The 22093-nt window shown below is 41.0% G+C and carries 30 protein-coding genes; 24 read left to right on the forward strand and 6 right to left on the reverse strand.

Translation table 11 applies throughout. The annotated features are described in order from the left end of the window. The first annotated feature begins 70 nt into the window (after positions 1-70). The 4 genes from AAEU29_RS20130 to AAEU29_RS20145 all read left to right on the forward strand — a co-directional run bounded on the left by AAEU29_RS20130 (position 71) and on the right by AAEU29_RS20145 (position 2870). Positions 71-709 carry an alpha/beta hydrolase-fold protein gene (locus AAEU29_RS20130; RefSeq protein ID WP_421974979.1) on the forward strand — a complete coding sequence of 213 codons (639 nt, stop codon included), beginning with the start codon at positions 71-73 and terminating at the stop codon, positions 707-709. A 66-nt stretch (positions 710-775) separates the two neighbouring features. Beyond that, positions 776-1210, forward strand: a complete 435-nt coding sequence (locus AAEU29_RS20135) for a tetratricopeptide repeat protein (protein ID WP_421974980.1) — start codon at positions 776-778, stop codon at positions 1208-1210. A 14-nt stretch (positions 1211-1224) separates the two neighbouring features. Next, positions 1225-1878 (forward strand): fumarylacetoacetate hydrolase family protein, encoded by a 654-nt coding sequence (locus tag AAEU29_RS20140; protein WP_421974981.1) that lies wholly within the window; start codon positions 1225-1227, stop codon positions 1876-1878. Between the two features lie 113 nt (positions 1879-1991). Then, positions 1992-2870 carry an aldo/keto reductase gene (locus tag AAEU29_RS20145; protein ID WP_421974982.1) on the forward strand — a complete coding sequence of 293 codons (879 nt, stop codon included), beginning with the start codon at positions 1992-1994 and terminating at the stop codon, positions 2868-2870. Between the two features lie 106 nt (positions 2871-2976). Here the strand turns inward: AAEU29_RS20145 and AAEU29_RS20150 are convergent, their stop codons facing one another. The 3 genes from AAEU29_RS20150 to AAEU29_RS20160 all read right to left on the reverse strand — a co-directional run bounded on the left by AAEU29_RS20150 (position 2977) and on the right by AAEU29_RS20160 (position 5498). Beyond that, positions 2977-3651, reverse strand: a complete 675-nt coding sequence (locus AAEU29_RS20150) for a TorF family putative porin (RefSeq protein ID WP_421974983.1) — start codon at positions 3649-3651, stop codon at positions 2977-2979. A 191-nt stretch (positions 3652-3842) separates the two neighbouring features. Then, entirely contained in the window at positions 3843-5009 is a 1167-nt protein-coding gene (locus tag AAEU29_RS20155; protein WP_421974984.1) for a hypothetical protein, read from the reverse strand. Positions 5010-5114: 105 nt separating this feature from the next. Beyond that, positions 5115-5498 carry a GNAT family N-acetyltransferase gene (locus tag AAEU29_RS20160; protein WP_421975004.1) on the reverse strand — a complete coding sequence of 128 codons (384 nt, stop codon included), beginning with the start codon at positions 5496-5498 and terminating at the stop codon, positions 5115-5117. 116 nt (positions 5499-5614) lie between these two features. Here AAEU29_RS20160 and AAEU29_RS20165 point away from each other — a divergent pair, with 116 nt between their 5' ends. Beyond that, on the forward strand, positions 5615-7087 hold the full coding sequence (locus tag AAEU29_RS20165) for a N,N-dimethylformamidase beta subunit family domain-containing protein (protein WP_421974985.1): 1473 nt from the start codon (positions 5615-5617) through the stop codon (positions 7085-7087). Between the two features lie 63 nt (positions 7088-7150). On the opposite strand, the gene AAEU29_RS20170 is transcribed toward AAEU29_RS20165, so the two are convergent. After that, on the reverse strand, positions 7151-8194 hold the full coding sequence (locus tag AAEU29_RS20170; protein WP_421974986.1) for a GNAT family N-acetyltransferase: 1044 nt from the start codon (positions 8192-8194) through the stop codon (positions 7151-7153). Positions 8195-8281: 87 nt separating this feature from the next. Between AAEU29_RS20170 and AAEU29_RS20175 the strand changes: the two genes are divergently transcribed. From AAEU29_RS20175 to rplQ, 19 genes are all read left to right on the forward strand, one after another. Next, positions 8282-9703 carry an aminotransferase-like domain-containing protein gene (locus AAEU29_RS20175; protein WP_421974987.1) on the forward strand — a complete coding sequence of 474 codons (1422 nt, stop codon included), beginning with the start codon at positions 8282-8284 and terminating at the stop codon, positions 9701-9703. 59 nt (positions 9704-9762) lie between these two features. After that, entirely contained in the window at positions 9763-11694 is a 1932-nt protein-coding gene (locus AAEU29_RS20180) for an AsmA family protein (protein ID WP_421974988.1), read from the forward strand. A gap of 322 nt (positions 11695-12016) precedes the next feature. Beyond that, positions 12017-12385 carry a 50S ribosomal protein L14 gene (rplN, locus tag AAEU29_RS20185; RefSeq protein WP_421974989.1) on the forward strand — a complete coding sequence of 123 codons (369 nt, stop codon included), beginning with the start codon at positions 12017-12019 and terminating at the stop codon, positions 12383-12385. A 10-nt stretch (positions 12386-12395) separates the two neighbouring features. Further along, positions 12396-12710, forward strand: a complete 315-nt coding sequence (gene rplX / locus AAEU29_RS20190; protein ID WP_421974990.1) for a 50S ribosomal protein L24 — start codon at positions 12396-12398, stop codon at positions 12708-12710. A gap of 15 nt (positions 12711-12725) precedes the next feature. After that, positions 12726-13265, forward strand: coding sequence for a 50S ribosomal protein L5 (rplE, locus tag AAEU29_RS20195; protein ID WP_421974991.1), 540 nt, complete (start codon positions 12726-12728; stop codon positions 13263-13265). A gap of 10 nt (positions 13266-13275) precedes the next feature. Continuing rightward, entirely contained in the window at positions 13276-13581 is a 306-nt protein-coding gene (gene rpsN, locus AAEU29_RS20200) for a 30S ribosomal protein S14 (RefSeq protein WP_010562269.1), read from the forward strand. A 21-nt stretch (positions 13582-13602) separates the two neighbouring features. Next, entirely contained in the window at positions 13603-13995 is a 393-nt protein-coding gene (rpsH, locus tag AAEU29_RS20205) for a 30S ribosomal protein S8 (protein ID WP_274761965.1), read from the forward strand. 13 nt (positions 13996-14008) lie between these two features. Next, positions 14009-14542 carry a 50S ribosomal protein L6 gene (rplF, locus tag AAEU29_RS20210; RefSeq protein WP_100912393.1) on the forward strand — a complete coding sequence of 178 codons (534 nt, stop codon included), beginning with the start codon at positions 14009-14011 and terminating at the stop codon, positions 14540-14542. Between the two features lie 9 nt (positions 14543-14551). Next, on the forward strand, positions 14552-14902 hold the full coding sequence (rplR, locus tag AAEU29_RS20215) for a 50S ribosomal protein L18 (RefSeq protein WP_421974992.1): 351 nt from the start codon (positions 14552-14554) through the stop codon (positions 14900-14902). A gap of 9 nt (positions 14903-14911) precedes the next feature. Further along, complete coding sequence (rpsE, locus tag AAEU29_RS20220) at positions 14912-15412, forward strand: 30S ribosomal protein S5 (RefSeq protein WP_038638924.1); 501 nt, start codon at positions 14912-14914, stop codon at positions 15410-15412. 6 nt (positions 15413-15418) lie between these two features. Further along, on the forward strand, positions 15419-15598 hold the full coding sequence (gene rpmD, locus AAEU29_RS20225) for a 50S ribosomal protein L30 (RefSeq protein WP_010562274.1): 180 nt from the start codon (positions 15419-15421) through the stop codon (positions 15596-15598). A gap of 4 nt (positions 15599-15602) precedes the next feature. Then, the gene (gene rplO, locus AAEU29_RS20230) at positions 15603-16037 is read left to right on the forward strand and encodes a 50S ribosomal protein L15 (RefSeq protein ID WP_274761968.1); all 435 of its coding nucleotides are present in this window, start codon (positions 15603-15605) and stop codon (positions 16035-16037) included. Positions 16038-16049: 12 nt separating this feature from the next. Further along, positions 16050-17378, forward strand: coding sequence for a preprotein translocase subunit SecY (gene secY / locus AAEU29_RS20235; protein WP_421974993.1), 1329 nt, complete (start codon positions 16050-16052; stop codon positions 17376-17378). Positions 17379-17400: 22 nt separating this feature from the next. Further along, positions 17401-17514: a 50S ribosomal protein L36 gene (rpmJ, locus tag AAEU29_RS20240; RefSeq protein ID WP_010562277.1), complete on the forward strand. Its 114-nt coding sequence runs from the start codon at positions 17401-17403 to the stop codon at positions 17512-17514. A gap of 124 nt (positions 17515-17638) precedes the next feature. After that, on the forward strand, positions 17639-17995 hold the full coding sequence (gene rpsM / locus AAEU29_RS20245) for a 30S ribosomal protein S13 (RefSeq protein ID WP_054981001.1): 357 nt from the start codon (positions 17639-17641) through the stop codon (positions 17993-17995). 13 nt (positions 17996-18008) lie between these two features. Then, positions 18009-18395: a 30S ribosomal protein S11 gene (gene rpsK / locus AAEU29_RS20250; RefSeq protein ID WP_010562279.1), complete on the forward strand. Its 387-nt coding sequence runs from the start codon at positions 18009-18011 to the stop codon at positions 18393-18395. Positions 18396-18416: 21 nt separating this feature from the next. Further along, positions 18417-19037: a 30S ribosomal protein S4 gene (rpsD, locus tag AAEU29_RS20255; protein ID WP_421974994.1), complete on the forward strand. Its 621-nt coding sequence runs from the start codon at positions 18417-18419 to the stop codon at positions 19035-19037. A 25-nt stretch (positions 19038-19062) separates the two neighbouring features. Then, positions 19063-20049 (forward strand): DNA-directed RNA polymerase subunit alpha, encoded by a 987-nt coding sequence (locus tag AAEU29_RS20260; RefSeq protein ID WP_421974995.1) that lies wholly within the window; start codon positions 19063-19065, stop codon positions 20047-20049. A 32-nt stretch (positions 20050-20081) separates the two neighbouring features. Further along, on the forward strand, positions 20082-20480 hold the full coding sequence (gene rplQ, locus AAEU29_RS20265) for a 50S ribosomal protein L17 (RefSeq protein ID WP_010378290.1): 399 nt from the start codon (positions 20082-20084) through the stop codon (positions 20478-20480). Positions 20481-20962: 482 nt separating this feature from the next. On the opposite strand, the gene AAEU29_RS20270 is transcribed toward rplQ, so the two are convergent. Beyond that, on the reverse strand, positions 20963-21619 hold the full coding sequence (locus AAEU29_RS20270; RefSeq protein ID WP_421974996.1) for a helix-turn-helix transcriptional regulator: 657 nt from the start codon (positions 21617-21619) through the stop codon (positions 20963-20965). A gap of 100 nt (positions 21620-21719) precedes the next feature. Beyond that, on the reverse strand, positions 21720-22085 hold the full coding sequence (locus tag AAEU29_RS20275; protein WP_421974997.1) for a histidine triad nucleotide-binding protein: 366 nt from the start codon (positions 22083-22085) through the stop codon (positions 21720-21722). Positions 22086-22093: the final 8 nt, after the last annotated feature.

The following is a 22093-nucleotide window of genomic DNA, read 5'->3' on the forward strand; positions in this document are numbered from 1 at the left end:
TTTTTTGTTTACTTGAATAACGTTATCCCGTAGTTTGGATTAACTTCTACTTTGAAAATAACGGGAGATTATGCGCTTTTTAATATGTTATCTGATGCTTGGTCTGGCATCGCTAAGTACGTTAGTTAAAGCAGAGCAAGTTATTCTTACAATTGCAGACCAGCGGTTTGAGCAGCCACTGGAATTTAATGTGCAGTTGCCAAAAAGCTATTCGCAAAAACCAAATAAACGCTATGTGCTGATGTTTGACTTTCACCCTAATGCCAAAAGTTATTTAACGGGTATGCATGATTGGATGAGTCATAATGGTGAATGGCCTTGGTTAGAAACCATTATTGTGACACCTGAATACGGTAACCCAGTAGGACGGTTATTTGACGCTACAGGCAAAACAACGCCTTTACTCGATTTTTTTGAAGCCCAATTAGTGCCAGAAATTGATAAACAATACCGTACTAACGGCTTTCGTATTTTTAGTGGCTTTAGGGTGAATGGTTCTGTGGTGCTTTCAAGCTTAGTGAATAAACCAAACTTGTTTAATGCACATATTGTGATTAGCCCAGAGCTCACCCCAGAGCAAGTCAATATTTTAAAGGGCTATGGTAAGAAATTAGCCAAGCTAAATGATAAACCACGTTATTTACTGTTTACCCATGGCGAAACAATAAAAGAAGATCATCAGCAGCATAGATATTCACAATTAAAATAAGAAATTAGTGCAAACGCACCCGCATCATTACAATGGCAATATCAAAATTATAAAGAGCATTACTTTATGTCGTTACCGGTATTATCTACTGCGTATGGCATAGAACAGATCTTTGATGAGATTCATAACGGCTTGGCACCTGAATCAAAAATAGCTAAGCAAGGTGTGGATGCTATTGTTGCGCATTATAAGCGTCTATCAACTGAAAAGTTCGGTTTTGAAGTCTCACCAAAATCGTCAATTAATGCTTTAGGGTTTCACTTGTTAGAAACATCGCCTGAATTGGCTAAAAAGGTGTTTAACCAAGCATTAGCGCTTTATCCGCAAGATGCATATGCTTATCACCACTTAGCCAAGGCTTATGCGGAAAGTAAAGAAATTGACAAAGCCATTGAGTTACAAGAAAAGGCAGTGAGCCTAGCAGCTAGTATGCTCACTTGGCATAAAAAGCGGCAAGCAAGTTATTTAGCTGAACTTAAGGCGCAGCAGCAAGCACTATAAAAAGGTAATTTTAAATGATGTATTTATGGAATAACGGTGAGGTTATTGAACTCCCTATAGGCAAAGCAGTTTGTGTGGGTCGCAATTATGTTGCCCATGCAGCAGAACTCGGTAATGACGTACCTACAGAGCCGTTACTCTTTTTAAAACCAGCGAGTAGTATTGTAAATGCAGAAGGGGAAGTGGCGTTAGACCATAGCTTAGGTGAGCACCATTATGAAGCGGAGCTAATGTTGTTAATTGGTAAACCGCTCAATAAGGGCAATATTGCAGATTATAAGTCTTGTATTGCTGGTTTAGGTGTTGGGCTTGATCTTACGTTACGTGATGAGCAAGCTAAACTGAAAGCGAAAGGGCACCCGTGGGAGCGCGCAAAAGCCTACGACAAAAGCTGTCTAGTGTCGCGCTTTGTACCGCTAGCGGAAAATGCTTTAACGCACAGTGAATTTTCGCTCTCGATTAATGATGAACTTCGCCAAGCAGGTGATACTAATTTGATGATATTTAAAATTGAACAGCTGCTGTCTGAAATTGTTAGGTATTTCTCATTACAGCCTGGCGACATTGTTTTAACGGGCACGCCTGAAGGCGTAGGTAAGCTTAATATTCAAGACAAGTTGAGTGTATCTCTTAATGGCGAAACGTTAGCAAATTGCACAATCGCTTAGAAAGCGGTTTTTATTTCATGCAAAAACATTATTTTTTCCTGAAAACGTATGCGAAGCAATGCGCTAAGTTTGGCCACACTTTACAATAAGCTTATCTAAATCAGGGGAATCATATGCAAGAATTTAAATTACCGTCGTTTGTAGCTGGCTTTTGGCGTTTAGATGAGTGGCAACAGCGCGGGTCTTCTTTAGCGCAATTCATTGAGCAACTGTTAGCGCTTGGCATAGATACGGTTGACCATGCGGATATCTATGGTCAATACCAGTGTGAGAAACTCTTTGGTGAGGCATTAACACCTCATTTAAGAGATCAACTTAAGATCATTACTAAGTGTGGTATTAAACCTGCGTGGCCTGAAAATGGCTTTGCTGGCAAAACCGCACACTATGACTCAAGCAAAGCAAACATTATTGCCTCGGCAGAACAATCACTGCGTAATTTCAAAACCGATCGCCTTGATGTGTTATTGATTCACCGTCCAGATTATTTAATGCATGCGGATGAAGTTGCAGACGCCTTTTGTGAGCTAAAAGCACAAGGCAAAGTGCTTAACTTCGGTGTATCTAATTTCACTGTTTCACAGTTTGAGTTATTGCAGTCGCGTTTGGACTTTAAGTTAGTAACCAATCAAATTGAAATGTCGCCGTTACACATGGAGGCACTTGAAGATGGTACGCTTAACTTATGCCAACAGCATCAAATATCACCTATGTTATGGTCGCCTCTTGCTGGTGGCGGTTTATTTGCCGAAACAGAACAAGCGCAGCGAGTTAGATCTGCACTGCAAAGTGTTGCCGAAGAAACTGGGTTAGATAGTGAAGACCAAGCAGCTTACGCGTGGTTGTTAACGTTACCATGTCAACCGAGTGTAATCTTAGGTACTGGAAAGTTAGCTCGTATTCAATCGGCAGTTGCGGCGAGCAAAGTACGTTTGAGTCGAGAGCAATGGTATCGCGTTTGGCAAGCATCAACAGGTCACAGTGTGCCATAAACTTAGCCTTGGACATTGTGTGCTGGTTATTAGTAGTCAGCATACATTTAACAAACGAAATAAAGGTGCCGTCAAGCACCCTTAGTTGTAGCAAGTTGGAGTAATTTTAGAGTTCAAAGTCCATGGCAAAGCCAACATAGACTTTTAAGTCGTCATCTGCATCTAAATCTGTTTGTGCCACACCAAAAGTGAAGCCGCCTTTTGCAATGCTGGCACCGTAGTCAATGTAGCTGTCATCTTCGCCAAACCACTCTGTTACAGTGTCGCCCATTGAATTACCAATATGGAATGTTAGCTCGGTTTCGTTAAGTACTTCGAAGGTTGCGTTTAGCTCTACGTAGAGTAAGTCTTCTTCTGAGCTTGCGCCAGACTGTGCATTGCTAAGGTAACTTACTTTACCTTCTAGCCAATTCCAGCTTAGGGCACCATAAAGCTCACCAAAGTCGATTGAGTCAACCGCATCTGGGTATGCGTAATATACATAACCCACATCGTAACCAAATTCACCCATTTCTCCGGCAAAACCCGCGTAAAAATCGAGTTCGTAACCTGGCTTATCACCACCAAAATCAACATTTGATGCCCATGTACCCGCATAAAACCCAGATTCATGGCTGTAATCAATACCACCAGACACTTGTGCGTTATCGCTAGTTTGCGTTACACCACGCCATAAGTAGTTTGAAGATACAGCTGCATTTGCTGTTACTTCTGCATAACTTGTTGCTGAGAAAAAGGCGATACTCGTAGCTGTGAGAGTTGTGAGTAATTGTTTTTTCATAATAATTCCTAATATTGTAGCGCTGAGTTAACTATCCATTAACAAAGTTTGTGCCTAAACTGAAAAGTTTAAGAATATCAAAGTACTAGTAGGAAATTATAAATTTGGCAAGATGAGGATGTGAAAAAAATGCACTAACACGGTGCGTTAAAATCACAAGGTGCACAAAAACTGCGCACCTTGTTTTGCGATTAACCGAAAATGGTACGCATCAGTGCGATGGTTTCATCAACGCCACGACCAGCAGCTACTTCTTTAACAATTGAATCACGCATATTTTTAATATGTTGTGGCATATCTTCTGCCGCTAACGCACGGTCAACTAATGCTTCTGCTGATTCTTTGCCGCGCTTGCGACCCGTTGATTTATCCGAGCTTGCGCGTTTTGGTTTATGAAGAGCTTTGTAAAAGTTTGAGTTTTCTTTCGCATCATCACCATAATAAGCAAACCAACACGGTACTAATGCTTTGTATTGCCAAAGAAGTTGCTCTTCTTCAGCTTCAGGTGTTGCGGCGATAAACCAAGGTTGCTTATGAATTGCCATAACGATGTCGTGCCAGTAACGGTCAAAATCTTGGTTGTTTAATCTTACTAAACCAAATGCTTGGCATAAAATATCAAGGCTAGCAGCGGTTACTGGTGTGAAAAAATCAGGTCGACGCATAGCTAGCAAACGTGTTGCTGGTGCAAGTGTGGCTTTTTCATTATCTACTGCTGCAAATGCAGTGATGTAACCGCGAACAAAGTCTAGGTAGTTTTCAAAAGTGATGTCACCTTCAAGCGGAATATGATTAAGCGCTTCATTCAAGTCAGTACAGCTGGTGGCAATCACATTGTGCAGTGCTTTTGCTGTTTTGGTTGACGCAAACCATTCAACATCAAATTTATAGACGCTTGGATCGTGTTTTGTGGTGTGTTTACCTGCAAATGCCAGTTTATCTTCTTCGATCATATCAACCAGCGAGGTTTCACGAATGCTTGCTATGTAGTTTAGTAACTCAAGCTGTTCATCCAGAACAATACGCTCTTTATTTTGTTGAATTGAGTTAAACACTACAGGCCAAGGTGTGATACGTAGCGTTTTGATTTGGCTTATGCTAATACCAGCTTCTAGTTGTTGCTGGATTTTCTTTAAAATTGGCAGCTGGTTTGGTTCAAGTAGATCAAAATTAATGCGTTTGCTTACTACATCAATTAACTCATAACACCAACCAGCAAAGTCTTCAGGATGGTTACTTACTTTTACGGCCATTAAGTTAAGGCTAACATCTGGAATAAGTTTTAAAATGTTTTGGTAGATGTTTGCTTCCACTTCAGAAAGTGGCATTTTCGATGGCGACGTAAGCAATTTTTTCATAATTAGTAAGTGACCCCAATATAATATTAACAATATCCTGCAAAGCGTTACGCAGAGCGGGCTGTGGATCATACTGAGATCTAATTTTGATGCAATATTGACTTCTTAAATTTCACGCCTGAGTAAACTAAAAACTTGAAGGTTATGAGTTTTATTTTTCCAAACGCCTTTTTCACGCATCACACCATCTAAATGAAAGCCAAGTTTAGTAAATAGTTTAGTTGACGCTGTGTTTTCTGGTAATACTTCAGCTTCAATTCGATTTAATGAGGCAATATGGGAAAACATCCATTTTGTCATGTTGGTAATGGCACACGATGCGAAACCTTGTTGCCAGAAATTGGGGTGGATCTCGATGCTGATTTTTGCTGTGCGTGTACAAAAATCATATTTGTAACCGCAGCTGCCAATAATTTGCTGGCGCGTGTTGCACTTTATTAGCCAGCGATGCCCGTTACTTTGTCTGCGTATTAGCTCATCTTGCTCAATAAGCTTTTTGTATCTGTTAGGTGTCCATTGTTGCTAAAAAGTGTTCAATTATCAATTGCTTGCGTGTGTTTTTGTGATTCTGTAGAATCTGGGCTTTTTTAATATAACGGACTATTATGAAAGCTCTATTATTTATACTTTCGATTGTTTTACTTACCGCATGTGGTGATAAAGATAGTAAACAAATCTCAACTGAAACCTCTGAAGATATATCCCTAAAAGGTTATTTAATTGATGGATATCCATCTGTGAATGGCGGGTATGGTTACAGTGTTCTGCCTGGTCAGAAAATATCTTGGCATTTGAACAGCAATGAAATGAAAGAGGGTTATATCACAATATTAGATATAATGGATAAAGAGATAGATCGATTTGATGCTATTGTGTCTCCGCAAACGATTCATAATTCAGAACCATGGAAAAATGGGTTTGGATACGAAGTTTCTGTAACTTATCAAGTGCCCTCAAATATGAAGTCTGGTGTATATTTCTTAAATGGAAATCGAGATTTTATGTTCACTGTACTTCCTGAACAATCAGCGGAAATTACTATAGTCATTCCGACCAATACAATGAATGCTTATTCTTGTGCAGGGGGAAGAAGTTCATATAATTGTAAAGATAACGCTGGATTAATCCATAAAAGAGAACCTGAACTAAGCTTTTCCAGACCAATTCGTAATTCAGATAGTTGGATTAAGGATGTTCTTATGCTTATGGAAGATTTCTTAGTATGGTCTCGGGATGACTTAGAAAAAAAATACAAAAGTATAGGCTACATAACTGATAAGGAGCTCGAGACATCACATTTCATTGATTCTAGCAAAGTCTTAATTGTTCCAGGTCACAATGAATATTGGACCTTGAATGCCGTTAATAATCTAGAAGCATATTTAGACAGTGGAAGGCATGCAATTGTTGCTGGCGGGAATATACTTTGGTGGCATTCCCGTTATAGTGAATTAGGTAGTCTTATTACATATAAAGCCAAAACTGAATTTGAAGAACCAGGTAAGGAAACAATTAACTTACAGTACGTTGGTAAGCCAGCTTATACGATCCTTGGCGGAAGTTTTGTATATGGCGGTTATAATGATGCTGATGAGTGGAACAAAAATATTAAAAAACCAATGAAAGTGGTCGAACCAAACTCTCCGATTTTTAGAGATACTTCAATAGGTTTGTGTAGTGAAGTCGACTTAAGTCATAACCATGAGCTTGATGGTGTGCCAATTTTAGGTTTTGATTCAACAGGCTATCCTGTTCCTAGCTATGGGCTGATAAAACAACATAAAGTTCAAATACTAGCTTATACTTGGGGATATAGAAACGGTCATAATCTTGGAACAATTCATGCTGCTCAAAGAACTACTAACTCAGGTTACATGTTGCAGTTTGGTTCGAATGGAGCTGCGGGTGCAGGGTTTAAAAATAGTACACAACACATATTTAAGAAAGTACTGAGTAATAGTGTTGAGATACTTTACAACGACATGTCGCCTTTCAGTCCTGAATATCAAATTCTTGAAGTTGAAACACAATACCTTACGCCGCATGAAGAAAAATTTAAAGGTGCCGTCTGCGGTTAATTTATAATAGTGCCTCCAGAGGTGTTCTTGGAGGCGCTAAAAGTTTAATATTATCAAGTTACTTTAGCTAGTAAATCTATTAATGAGTTTACTAAAAACTTGAAGGTTATGAGTTTTATTTTTCCAAACGCCTTTTTCACGCATCACACCATCTAAATGAAAGCCAAGTTTATTAAATAGTTTAGTTGACGCTGTGTTTTCTGGTAATACCTCAGCTTCAATTCGATTTAATGAGGCAACATGGGAAAACATCCATTTTGTCATGGTGGTTATGGCACACGATGCGAAACCTTGTTGCCAGAAATCGGGGTGGATTTCGACGCTAATTTTCGCTGTGCGTGTGCAAAAATCATATTTGTAACCGCAGCTACCAACAAATTGCTGGCGCGTGTTGCATTTTATTAGCCAGCGATGCCCGTTACCTTGTCTACGTATTAGTTCATCTTGTTCAATAAGTGTTTTGGCTTCTGCTAAGTCGCTCATAACGGGTAAATCGTAAAACTCACACACTTTTGGATTTGAAAATAACTGGTAAACAGCCTCGGCTTGCGCTTGTGTTTGTTGAACTAAGGTGATCTTGTCAGTTTTGATTTCAGGGAAGTTATCAATACTTAGATGAATAAGGTGATGACCCCATTTTTCATAGCGTTTCTGCTCTACAAGACCAAGGTTTGTAAGTATTTTATGTGAAGCGGTATTAGCAACATCTACTTCGCCAACAATATAAGAAAGGCCAAGTTGGTTAAATGCATACTCAAGTGCTGCGTGACTTGCTTCCATGCCCAAGCCTTTGCCCCAATATTCTGGCAACATGCGGTAGCCGATATCAGGTGCATTTAACTCGGGTTCGTATTTTAAGCCACAAAATCCAATAACTTGGTTGTTTTCTTTTAGGATCAAGGCAAAGCGTGCATAACCAACCTGGCTATATTCTTTTAGCCAAATATTGCGAATAATATTTTCGGCATCGCTTAGGGTGTTTACCCAACCTGCGTCTCCAGTATAAAGAGTGACTTCTTCATTACTGCTAAATTTGAATACTTGTTCAGCATCTTCGATTGTGAATTGCCGCATTAGTAGTCGTGGTGTTTCGATTAATATGTTCATTTTTATTCCTATACTGTATTGCTTTAAATCTTAGTTTTTGCCACAAATGCATAACAGATACAGTTTCTGAATTTTATTAGGGTACAGATGCTACATTTTAAATATCGCCAACTGACCGATTATTATCATCAGCTGATTTCTTCGGGTGAGTTCGTTAGTGGGGACAAGCTGCCATCCGTAAGAGCTTTGAGCAAAAAGCATAATGTGTCGATTAGCACAGCGACCAAGGTGTTAACTGAATTAGAATTGGCTGGATTAGTAACAGCGAAAGCAAAATCGGGGTATTTCGTTACAAAACAAAATAGTGATTTACTGTTTGGTTTTGGTGACAAGGTGATTAACAAACGTGACTTAAATGCACTATCGCTTGCTGAGTCGGTTCAATATTCATTTAATGATGAATCTATTTTGCCGTTGTCGTGTACAGGCCCCTCAACGGTGCTGGATAATGAAGCGATTATTAATAAGTTTTATCGAAAAGCATCTTCAAAAAGACCTTTTCGGTTGCAGCAGGACAATTTTGAGTTGGGGTTACCAGATCTGCGTTATGCTTTGGCTAAGCATTTGGAGTTTAATACCGAACTACTCTGTGGCGAGAATATCTTAATTACGCATGGTCGCAGCGATGCGTTAAATTTAGCTCTGGTTTCTCTAGGCTTACTACATAAAAAAGTTGCAGTTGAAGCGCCTAGCTCATTTTTTATTAATGCTAATTTGCAACAGTTGCAAATCGAAACAGTGGCAGTGCCAATGCAAGTCGACTATTCAAAAGAGATAGCTTTATTAGATGAAGCATTTCTCTCTGAGCCATTTAATGCGTATATTTTTAATCCGAACTTTAATGACCCAACAGGTCGATTACTAAGTGATGAAAATAAACAAGCATTAATAGCTTGGGCGCAATCGCGCAATGTGATTTTAATCGAATACGATAGGGGCGAGCTTTATTTTTCTGGGCAGCGTCCAAAATCGATTTTGCACCTGTTAAAAAGTCACCATAAAACACCCGTAATTAGTATTGGTGATTTTTCCGATACCGTAAGCTTTAGTTTTTCACTCGGTTACATGGTATGTCATCAATGTGTCGATATGTGTGCGTTTGCCAAACATATTACAGTTGAGAAACCCGACATGATTAGCCAAATGATGTTGTGTGAAATGATAACGTCATTGGAATATCGTAAACTTTTGGCAAGGTTGCGCAAACAAATGTGGCAGCAGTACTGTTTAACAAATGCGGTGTTAAAACCACTTTATCCCTATTTAAATGTAGCGGTTGTTAAAGGTGGTCCATGTATTTGGTTGAAATTGCCTAAAGGAAAAAGTTCTGAACTTCTATTTCAGCGCTTAATCAAACGCAATGTTGCGATTGCACCGGGAAAGATGTTTTTAGCAAATAATGACTTTGAAAACTATTTCCGGATCACCTTTGCCTTGCCGTGGGAGCCAAGAATGGTTCAAGGGTTAAACGTGCTAGTTGAAGAAACCTTATTATTTTTAGCAAGCTAGGTTTTAACTTCAATGGGCCTTAGCTATAGTAGCGATAGATGTGAAATAAGGGACAAACAATGAAAACGTTCGCAAAAGTTATCGGATTTCTATTACTGGGTATTGTTGCATTAATAGTGGCACTGCCATTTATTATTCCAGTCGATTATATTTTTAAACAAGTAACACAATCTGTTGAACAAACAACAGGGCGCACCCTTGAAATTAAAGGTGAGAAAAGCCTTTCTGTATTTCCAAAATTAACACTTGAGCTTAATGATGTAGCGTTTTCAAACTTTAAGCAGGGCTCACAGCCAAATATGGCAGCGATGGAGCAACTCGCAATACACATTCCTTATCTTTCGGTTTTATCTGGCGATATAAAGCTTGAAAAGTTTGTTATTAAAAACCCCAATATCCTTCTTGAAAAAATGCCAAATGGTGATGTGAATTGGCAGCTGGTTAAGGCAACAGGTGTTCAGGACGAATCTGCAACGCCTTCCAAGCAAGGTGGCTCGCAAGGATTACCTGAAGGGCTTGATATTCAGTTAGGTGAAGTCGCTGTGTATGGTGGTAGCTTTACCTACATCGATCATCAAAACAACACATCTCAAAAAGTAACGGATTTAGACCTAGCGATTCAATTACCTTCGCTTAAAAAAGATCTGGAATTAAAAGGTGCAGTTACTTATTTAGCGGAAAAATTTGAATTAGATGTGATGCTTGCCACTCCAGAAAAGCTCCTATTAGGGCAAGATTTTACATTAAAAACCGCGTTAGATTCACGTTTGGCAAAGTTAAATTTTGATGGTTTGGTTACAAAAAAAATGACTGATTTTAGTGGTCAGCTTGAGCTCTCTGGTGATTCAGTGAAAGACCTACTTAAATGGCAAAACCAGTCATTAGATGCAAAAGAAAACGCCTTTAATCAATTTGCAGTGTCGGCCAAAATGCATTTCGCAGGTCAGCAATTTAACTTAAAAGAACTCACAGCGACACTTGACGAGTTGGCAATAAAAGGTAATGCCAATATTACATTAACGGATATTCCAAATATTACAGCCAAACTTGATTTAGGGATGCTGAATGTAAACCCTTACTTACCTGAATCAATTGATGTGCCGAAAGACACGGGAACAGAAACCGCAGAGTCTAAACCACAACCTATCGTATGGGATGAAACTGCCATTGATTTATCTGCACTTAACAGTGTTAATGCTGACATTGGTATTGTTGCCACAGGCTTTCAGTTTAAAGAAATTAAACTTGGTCAAACTGAGTTGGCTTTAAAATTGAAAAATGGCACAGCACAGCTTGGGCTAAATAAATTTAAAGCTTATGAAGGTAATGGAACAGGGCAGGTGGTTTTGGTTGCTAAACGTGCGCCTTATAAAATGAATACCTCTTTCTCGTTTGAAGGTATTCAGGCAGAGCCTTTACTTACCGATGCTGTTGGCTTTGACAAGTTGATGGGTAAAGGGGAGCTTACTATCGCACTCAATACCCAAGGCCAATCTCAAAAAGAGTTTGTAAATGCTCTGCATGGCAGTATCGGTTTCGGTTTTAAGGATGGTGCAGTTAAAGGTGCTAATATTGCAGCAATGGTACGCAGTGCTGAACAACTCATCAATGGTGGTGGTCTTGATGCGAAAGGGCTAGAAAAGGGGTTTGATAATGCAGAAAAAACCGACTTCTCTGCACTTACAGGTAACTTCCAATTTGTTGATGGTGTAAGTAAACAAAATGACTTATCGCTTAAAAGTCCACTTATTCGCGTTAGCGGTAATGGTGATATTGATTTACCAGCAGCTAAAATCAATTATCGCTTAGTGACAGGTATTGTTGATTCAATAGAAGGTCAAGGTACACAAGATAAAAGCACCGGCTTTAAAATTCCAATTCGCTTAAAAGGCCCATTGCACGATGTGCAGGTTAAACCTGACATAGGAGATGCGGCAAAAGATAAAGCAAAGGATAAAATTAAAGATAAATTGAAAAACCTCTTTAATTAATCCGCTTTCTAAAGGCTTTGCAAATAATTTTAGTTTGCAAAGCCTTCACTCTTGATATTTGAAATTCTGAACCCCATTTCGTATTCCAGTAAACAGAAATAGCGTTGTACGTTTTTTGAACTCCTTGTTATTGCAAGGCTTTTTTTATCATTGGTTTAAGCTCTAAATTAATTAAAAAATAACCTACCACTTATCCATGTTTGCTGGTACAATTGCCCGCCCTTGAGCTGTCGATGACACGCTTAATGGTGAACAAATAAACGTTTAGGTCGTGAATTTGTATGAATTTACGGCAAATTTTAACTACACCGGAGCATATAAAATGATCCAAATGCAAACTCAGCTGGACGTTGCAGATAACAGCGGCGCTCGCAAAGTGCAGTGTATTAAAGTCCTTGGCGGTTCGCACCGTCGCTACGCAGCGATTGGCGATATCATCAAAGTTTCTGTTAAAGAAGCTATTCCTCGCGGTAAAGTGAAGAAAGGTGATGTTAAAAACGCAGTAGTTGTGCGTACTAAAAAAGGCGTTCGTCGTCCAGACGGCTCTTTAATCCGTTTCGATAGCAATGCGGCTGTTATCTTAAATGATAACCTACAGCCAATTGGTACTCGTATCTTTGGTCCTGTGACTCGTGAACTTCGTACTGAAAAGTTCATGAAGATCGTTTCACTAGCCCCAGAAGTACTATAAGGAGTCGATCATGGCAGCAAAAATCCGTCGTGATGACGAAGTAATCGTACTTGCAGGTAAAGACAAAGGTAAGCGTGGTAAAGTGCTTTCAGTTGTAACTGAATCTGGTCGAGTATTTGTTGAAGGCGTTAACTTAATCAAAAAGCACCAAAAGCCAGTTCCTCAGTTGAACCAGCCAGGCGGTATTGTTGAGAAAGAAGCGTCAATCGACGTATCAAACGTAGCGATCTTTAACCAGGAAACTGGTAAAGCGGATCGTGTAGGTTTCAAGATTGAAGATGGTAAGAAAGTACGTATCTTCAAATCTACCGGTAAAACTATCTAATAGTCGGAGTATACGATGGCGAAACTGCATGAAGTATATAAAGACAAAGTAGTAGCTGAACTAGTTAAAGAGTTCAACTATAGCTCTGTCATGCAAGTCCCTCGAATTGAGAAAATCACCCTTAACATGGGTGTGGGCGAAGCCCTAGCGGACAAAAAGATTCTAGAGAACGCGGTAAGCGACCTAGAAGCTATCTCTGGTCAGAAGCCACTTATCACTAAAGCACGCAAATCAGTTGCTGGCTTTAAGATTCGTGAAGGCTATCCGATCGGTTGTAAAGTAACCCTACGCGGTGAGCGTATGTGGGATTTCCTAGAGCGTTTAGTCTCTATCGCGATGCCACGTATTCGTGACTTCCGCGGCGTTAGCGCAAAGTCTTTTGACGGTCGCGGTAACTATTCTATGGGCGTACGTGAGCAAATCATCTTCCCAGAAATTGATTATGATAAAGTAGACCGCGTTCGCGGTATGGATATCACAATCACTACTTCTGCGAAAACAGATGAGGAAGGCCGTGCGTTGTTAACAGCGTTTAACTTCCCATTCAAGAAATAAGGGTAGGGTTATGGCAAAGAATTCAATGAAAGCGCGCGAAGCAAAGCGCACTAAACTAGTTGCTCAGTACGCTGAAAAGCGCGCAGCACTAAAAGCTATCATCTCTGACGTAAATGCGTCTGAAGATGATCGTTGGGACGCGGTATTAAAGCTTCAAAGCCTTCCGCGTGATTCAAGCCCTGCACGTCAACGTAATCGTTGTAACATCACGGGCCGCCCACATGGTTACCTTCGTAAGTTCGGCTTAAGCCGTATCAAATTACGCGAAGCTGCTATGCGCGGTGAAGTTCCTGGCCTTAAAAAGGCTTCTTGGTAATAGAATCACGGGAGTAAGACAATGAGCTTGCAAGATCCAATCGCGGATATGTTTACACGTGTTCGTAACGGCCAACAGGCTAAGAAGGTTTCAGTATCTATGCCTTCTTCAAAGCTAAAAGTTGCTGTTGCAAAACTACTTAAAGAAGAAGGTTACATCGCAGACTACGCAGTAGCTGGCGACGTTAAACCTGAGCTTTCTGTAGAATTAAAATATTTCGAAGGCAAAGCTGTAATCGAATCTCTACAGCGCGTTAGCCGTCCTGGTCTACGTATCTATAAGAAACGTGACGATTTACCAAAGGTAATGGGCGGTTTAGGTATTGCTATCGTTTCAACTTCTAAAGGCTTGATGACTGACCGTGCTGCACGTGGTGCTGGTATCGGTGGTGAAATCATCGGCTTTGTAGCTTAATCGGAGGGGAACTATGTCTCGCGTAGCAAAGGCACCTATTAATGTTCCTGCCGGTGTAGAAGTTACACTAGCTGGTCAGGACATCAAAGTTAAAGGTAAGAGCGGTGAGTTAACTCGCACTATCAACGATGCTGTTGAAGTAACGCTTGAAGAAAACGTAATCAAAACTCTTCCTCGTGAAGGTTTTGTAGACGGCTGGGCACAAGCAGGTACTGCTCGTGCGCTAATCAACAACATGGTTGTTGGTGCAGGCGAAGGTTACGAGAAAAAACTTCAGCTAGTTGGTGTTGGTTACCGTGCAGCAGCTAAGGGTAAAGTATTAGACCTAACTCTTGGTTTCTCACACCCAGTGAACTTTGAAGTTCCTGAAGGTATCACTGTTGAAACACCTAGCCAAACTGAAATTGTGGTTAAAGGCGCAGATAAGCAGTTAGTTGGCCAAGTTGCTGCTAACATTCGCGCATACCGTGAGCCAGAGCCGTATAAAGGTAAAGGTGTACGTTATGCTGATGAACACGTGCGTCGTAAAGAAGCCAAGAAGAAGTAAGGTAGAACGATGGATAAGAAAACAGCTCGTCTACGTCGTGCAAAACGCACTCGTAGAAACTTTATTGAACAAGGCGTTACACGTCTAGTTATCCACCGCACTCCACGTCACATTTACGCGCAAGTAGTAAGTGCTGATGGTGCTGTGGTAGCTGCTGCTTCTACTGTAGAAAAAGCGATTAGTGGTTCAATCGAAGGCACTAGCAACGTTGCAGCTGCGCAAGCAGTTGGTAAAGCAGTTGCTGAGCGTGCAGTTGAGAAAGGTATCGCTAAATTATCTTTTGATCGCAGTGGTTTTAAATATCACGGCCGTGTTAAGGCGCTTGCTGATGCAGCGCGTGAAGCCGGTTTACAATTCTAGGAGCAGAGAATGGCTAACGTAGAAGTAAAGCAACCTGAATTAGCTGAAAAGCTAGTTGCAGTAAACCGCGTTTCAAAAGTAGTTAAAGGTGGTCGTATCTTTAGCTTCACAGCACTAACTGTAGTTGGTGACGGCGCTGGTAAAGTAGGTTTTGGTTACGGTAAAGCACGTGAAGTTCCTGCTGCTATTCAAAAGGCAATGGAAAAAGCACGTCGTAACATGGTAAACGTAGAATTAAACGGAAACACGTTACAGCACCCTATCAAGGGTCGTCACGCTGGTTCTAAAGTATACATGCAGCCAGCTGCTGAAGGTACAGGTATCATCGCCGGTGGTGCGATGCGTGCAGTACTAGAAGTAGTAGGTGTACATAACGTACTTTCTAAAGCATATGGTTCTACAAACCCAATCAACGTAGTTCGCGCAACTATTAAAGCTCTTGACAACATGAAGTCACCTGAAGCTGTTGCTGCGAAGCGTGGTTTAAGCGTTGATAACATCCTGGGGTAAGACACGATGGCAAATACAGTAAAAGTAACTCAAGTAAAGAGCTCTATCGGTCGTTTACCGAAGCATAAAGCAACTTTACGTGGTCTTGGTTTACGTCGTATCAACCACACAGTGGAGTTAGAAGATACTCCTTGTGTACGTGGTATGATCAACCAAGTGTCTTACATGGTTAAGGTTGAGGGTTAATTCGATGCAATTGAATACACTTTCTCCTGCAGTAGGTGCAAAAAAAGCTGGCAAACGTGTTGGTCGTGGTATCGGTTCTGGTCTAGGTAAGACTGGTGGTCGTGGTCACAAAGGTCAAAAGTCACGTTCTGGCGGTAAAGTACGCGTTGGTTTTGAAGGCGGTCAAATGCCTATGCAACGTCGTCTACCTAAGTTCGGTTTCACTTCACGCAAATCATTAGTATCTGCAGAAGTAAATCTGTTCGAAATCGCTAAAGTTGAAGGCGATGTGGTAGAACTAAGCACACTACAAGCAGCTGGTATTGTTAAAAAGAACATTCAGTTCGTTAAAGTAGTTAAATCTGGCGAAGTTTCTCGCGCGGTTACCGTTAAAGGTCTTAAAGTGACTAAAGGTGCTCGTGAAGCGATTGAAGCTGCCGGAGGCAAGATAGAAGAATAATAAGGAAGTACTATGGCTAAACCAGGTCTAGATATGCAAAGTGCACAAAGCGGCTTAGCGGAGCTGAAGCGCCGATTACTATTTGTATTAGGTGCTATCATTATTTACCGTTTAGGCTCGTTCGTGCCGATCCCTGGTATTGACGCCGCAGTATTGGCCCAGTTCTTCGAGCAACAAAAGGGCACCATTGTTGAAATGTTTAACATGTTCAGTGGTGGTGCACTTGAGCGTGCATCAGTGTTGGCGTTAGGTATTATGCCTTACATCACCGCTTCGATTATCATGCAGTTGATGACACATATGCATCCAACTTACATGGAATTGAAGAAAGAAGGTGAGCAAGGTCGTAAGAAAATCAGCCAACACACTCGTTATGCAACGCTTGTGCTAGCTACATTCCAATCAATTGGTATTGCAACTAGTTTACCAAATATGATGCAAGGCTTAGTGGTTAACCCTGGCTTCGCATTCTATTTCACTGCTGTAGTGAGCTTGGTAACAGGTACAATGTTCCTAATGTGGTTGGGTGAGCAAATTACAGAGCGCGGTATCGGTAACGGTATTTCAGTTCTGATTTTTGTGGGTATTGTAGCTAACTTGCCGTCTGCTATTGGTTCGACTGCCGAAATGGCGCGCCAAGGTGATTTGAATGCTCTAGTATTACTATTGATTGCGGTAATCGTTTTTGCTGTAACTTATTTGGTAGTTTTCTTTGAGCGTGGACAACGTCGTATCGTTGTAAACTACGCTAAACGTCAGCAGGGCCGTCAGGTGTTTGCAGCGCAAAGTTCACATTTACCACTTAAAGTTAATATGGCAGGGGTTATTCCACCAATCTTTGCTAGTAGTATTATTCTGTTCCCTGGTACAATTGCGAGCTGGTTCGGTCAAGGTGAAGGCCCAGTTGCTGATACATTACAGACTATCTCATTAGCATTGTCTCCTGGACAGCCGCTGTATGCGATGGTTTTAGCAGCTGCGATCATCTTTTTCTGCTTCTTTTACACTGCGTTGGTATTTAACCCGCGTGAAACAGCAGACAACCTGAAAAAATCAGGGGCATTTATCCCAGGCATTCGCCCAGGTGAGCAGACATCTAAATACATTGATAAAGTAATGACACGCCTAACTTTAGCTGGCGCATTGTACATTACCTTTATTTGTCTAGTGCCCGAGTTCATGACAATGGCATGGCAAACGCCATTCTATTTCGGCGGTACATCAATTTTGATTATCGTTGTTGTTATCATGGACTTTATGGCACAAGTACAAACGCATCTGATGTCTCATCAGTATGAGTCTGTGCTGAAAAAAGCAAACCTTAAAGGCTACGGCCGCTAAGGGTTGACTACGGAGTTAAGTTATGAAAGTACGTGCTTCCGTTAAGAAAATTTGCCGTAGCTGTAAAGTTATTAAGCGTGCAGGTGTTGTACGTGTAATTTGCAGCGATCCTAAGCATAAGCAAAGGCAAGGCTAATTAAGTCATGCAGGCTGAGCGAAAGCTCGGCCTGTTTCATTGGTAGAAATCTGATATCGGTTGGGTATCCTATACGGGCTTTCCAGCATGATGATTATCAGATTCATTTATAGGAGATATGTTAGTGGCCCGTATCGCAGGCATTAACGTTCCTGACCATAAGCATGCTGTTATCGCTTTAACAAGCATCTATGGTGTAGGTAAGACTCGCTCTAAGGCTATCTTAGCAGCGACTGGTATCGCCGAGACCACAAAAATCGGTGAACTAAATGATGAAGTTCTTGACCAATTACGTGAAGAAGTTGGTAAGTACACTGTTGAAGGTGATCTTCGTCGTGAAGTTACTCTAAATATCAAGCGTCTTATGGACCTTGGTTGTTTCCGTGGCCTACGTCACCGTCGTTCGCTTCCACTTCGTGGCCAGCGTACTAAGACTAACGCGCGTACTCGTAAGGGTCCTCGCAAGCCTATCAAGAAATAAGGTGGGGTAAGTTATGGCTAAAGCACCAATCCGTCGTAAGAAGGTTAAAAAGCAAGTTGCTGATGGTATGGCTCATGTTCATGCTTCTTTCAACAACACTATTGTTACTATTACTGACCGTCAAGGTAATGCGTTATCTTGGGCAACTGCAGGTGGTTCAGGTTTCCGTGGTTCACGTAAATCTACGCCATTCGCTGCACAGGTTGCTGCTGAGCGCGCAGGTACTGCTGCTCAGGAATATGGTTTAAAGAACCTAGAAGTATTCATCAAGGGCCCAGGTCCAGGTCGTGAATCTTCAGTTCGTGCACTTAACGCACTAGGTTACCGTATTACAAACATTACTGACGTGACGCCAATTCCACACAATGGTTGTCGTCCACCGAAGAAACGTCGCGTATAACAATAGGTTAGGAGAAATAACATGGCAAGATATTTGGGCCCTAAGCTCAAGCTAAGTCGTCGTGAAGGTACTGACCTGTTCCTTAAGAGCGGCGTTAGAGCAATCGACTCTAAATGTAAGCTTGAAACAGCACCAGGTCAACACGGCGCTCGTAAAGGTCGCCTATCTGACTACGGTTTACAATTACGTGAAAAGCAAAAAGTTCGTCGTATCTACGGTGTACTAGAAAAGCAATTCCGTAACTACTACAAAGAAGCTGCTCGTCTTAAAGGCAACACAGGTGAAAACCTTCTTCAGCTTCTAGAACAACGTTTAGACAACGTAGTTTACCGCATGGGTTTCGCTAGCACACGTGCTGAAGCTCGTCAGCTAGTAAGCCACAAAGCGATCGTTGTTAATGGTAAAGTTGTAAACATTCCTTCATTCACAGTTTCAGCTGAAGATGTAGTTGAAGTTCGTGAGAAGGCTAAGAAGCAAGCTCGTATTACTGCAGCTGTAGAACTAGCTGAGCAACGCGAGAAGCCAACTTGGGTTGAAGTAGACACTAAGAAGCTAGAAGGTACATTTAAGCGTTTACCTGAGCGTTCTGATCTGTCTGCAGAAATTAATGAACAGCTAATCGTCGAACTTTACTCGAAGTAAAGTTAAAAGATAAGAGAGGATACACATGCAGGGTTCTGTTACCGAATTCCTAAAGCCAAAATTAGTCGATATCGACGCTGTAAGTCCATCGCGTTCTAAAGTAATTTTAGAACCACTAGAGCGTGGCTTTGGTCACACTTTAGGTAATGCACTTCGTCGTATTTTACTTTCTTCAATGCCAGGTTGTGCAGTGACTGAAGTAGAGATCGACGGCGTACTACACGAATACAGTGCGAAGGAAGGTGTTCAAGAAGACATCATCGAAATTCTACTAAACCTTAAAGGCTTAGCAGTTTCTTTACACGAGAAAGATGAAGTATTTCTAACCCTGACTAAATCAGGCGTTGGCCCTGTAACCGCTGCTGATATTCAACACGATGATAGTGTTGAAATTGCTAACCCAGATCACGTGATTTGTCACCTGACAACTGATAGCAGTGAAATCAGCATGCGTATTCGCGTTCAACGTGGCCGTGGCTACGTTCCAGCGTCGAGCCGTATTTCCTCTGAAGACGATGAGCGCCCAATCGGTCGTTTGTTGCTAGATGCATCATTTAGCCCGGTTGAGCGTATTGCGTACTCGGTTGAATCAGCACGTGTTGAGCAACGTACAGATTTAGATAAGCTTATTATCGATATGGAAACAAATGGTACGATTGATCCTGAAGAGGCAATCCGTCGTGCATCTACAATTCTAGCTGAGCAATTAGACGCATTCGTAGATTTACGTGATGTGGCTGAGCCAGAAGCGAAAGAAGAGAAGCCGGAGTTTGATCCGATTCTACTTCGTCCAGTTGATGATTTAGAGCTTACTGTACGTTCTGCGAACTGTCTGAAAGCCGAGCAAATTCAATATATCGGTGATCTTGTTCAGCGTACTGAAGTTGAACTTCTTAAAACGCCAAACCTTGGTAAGAAGTCACTTACAGAAATTAAAGACGTGCTTGCATCACGTGGTCTATCTCTAGGTATGCGCCTAGAAAACTGGCCGCCAGCAAGCTTAGCTGAATAATCAACGATAAGTTTAGTTAGAAGGATAGGGTCATGCGCCATCGTAAGAGTGGTCGTCAATTAAACCGTAACAGCAGTCATCGTAAAGCGATGTTCAGCAACATGGCTGGTTCTTTGGTGAAGCACGAAATCATCAAAACAACTTTGCCTAAAGCGAAAGAGTTACGTCGTGTAATTGAGCCTTTAATCACACTGGCTAAGACTGATAGCGTTGCAAACCGTCGTTTAGCGTTTGCTCGCACGCGTGATAAAGAAGTAGTTGGTAAATTGTTCACTGAGATTGGTCCTCGTTTCGCGGATCGTCCAGGTGGTTACACTCGTATTCTTAAGTGTGGCTTCCGTGCAGGTGACAACGCGCCAATGGCTTACATTGAACTACTAGATCGCCCAGCGACTGAAGAAGTTCAAGAAGACGCGCAGTCTGCAGAGTAAGATTTAAAGAATTAAAAAGCCGAGCAATTGCTCGGCTTTTTTATTGCCTGAATAACCTGATCTCGGGATAACAAATTACTTTCTAGCAGCTACTTTTACTTATAGCTGCGTTAAATTTGTTTGCAATAGGCTCGCTATTGACGCACAAATTTGCCTTGCTCTAAGAAAAACTATCAAGCTAGAAGGTTTAAAAAAACAAAATATATATTACAAATTTTTAGTTAACTTCTTACCCCTAGTTCAGGTTAAACAAAATTGAATGTTGAGAATGCAGGTAACACCACACAAAATATTTGCTGAACCCTGAACCCTGAACCCTGAACCCTGAACCCTGAACCCTGAACCCTGAACCCTGAACCCTGAACCCTGAACCCTGAACCCTGAACCCTGAACCCTGAACCCTGAACCCTGAACCCTGAACCCTAAATTTCAGGCAATAAAAAACCGGGTAAAAACCCGGCTAAAAAGGGGAAACTAAAACGTTACCTTAATTCATTAGGCATGTTGTATTGCGCCCAAGAAAGTAATTCAATGCGATTTCGACAGTTGGTTTTTCTAAACGCACTGTATAAATGTGTTTTAACTGTATGCGGGCTAATATTTAATTCATCAGCAATCTCTTTATTCTTTGCGCCTTTACTCATTAGGCTGATGATTGCACGCTCACGTTTAGTGAGTTTTACTGGCTCTAATTCAGCATCAGTAATTTGGTTAATTGCTTCTTTATTAAACTGTAGCAAGCGGTTTAATGCACTACACATTACATCACGGCGGAACCATAACTGGTTATCTAGCAGTAAGCGAATACCTTTCATTAAAACGTCAGCATTGTCTGTTTCATAAAACACACCACGAATGCCTGATAATAACGCACGGTTCGCCAGCTCAGTATTATCGCTAATATTGAAAAGGATGATGTCACAGTCAGTGTTTAGTTCAGAAATGTGGGTTTGCAAACGTTGCCAAACATTATCACCATTAGATTCAATAAATAATAAACGGGTATTGCTTGGCACTTCTTTACCATCAAAACCGTGAAGAACATTAAGGCCTTGTGTGGTTAATAATGGTTTTAGTACTTCTAATCCAGAATTGTTAGTTGGATTTGTGTTTAAAATGATAAATGCCGTGTTGTTCATTGCTAACTCAACAAAAAAAGCTTCAACAAAAATGATTGTTGAAGCTTAACATATTATTTAAACTTTTGTATTGTTTTTTTACAATGTGTAATACTTTTATCTAGGTCTTGGCTTTGTCTGTGTAAGGAGGCCAGCCGAGAACTTTGCCAGCAAGCATATGTAAATGAATATGGAATACGGTTTGTCCCGCGTTTTCATTACAATTCATTACCACACGATATCCATCGTCGGCAAAGCCATGTTCAGTTGCAAGTTGTTTAGCTACGTAATATAAATGGCCAACAACTTCACGGTCTTCTAGGTTTATATCGTTGATAGTGGCAATGGGCTTTTTTGGAATAATCAGCACATGAAATGGCGCTTGAGGATTAATATCTTTAAAGGCAAGACTAATATCATCTTCGTAGACAATATCAGCTGGGATTTCTCTATTAATGATTTTCGTAAATAGCGTTTCTTCGCTCATACTAACAT

The sequence above is a fragment of the Pseudoalteromonas aquimarina genome (assembly GCF_049257255.1).
Taxonomy (GTDB): domain Bacteria; phylum Pseudomonadota; class Gammaproteobacteria; order Enterobacterales; family Alteromonadaceae; genus Pseudoalteromonas.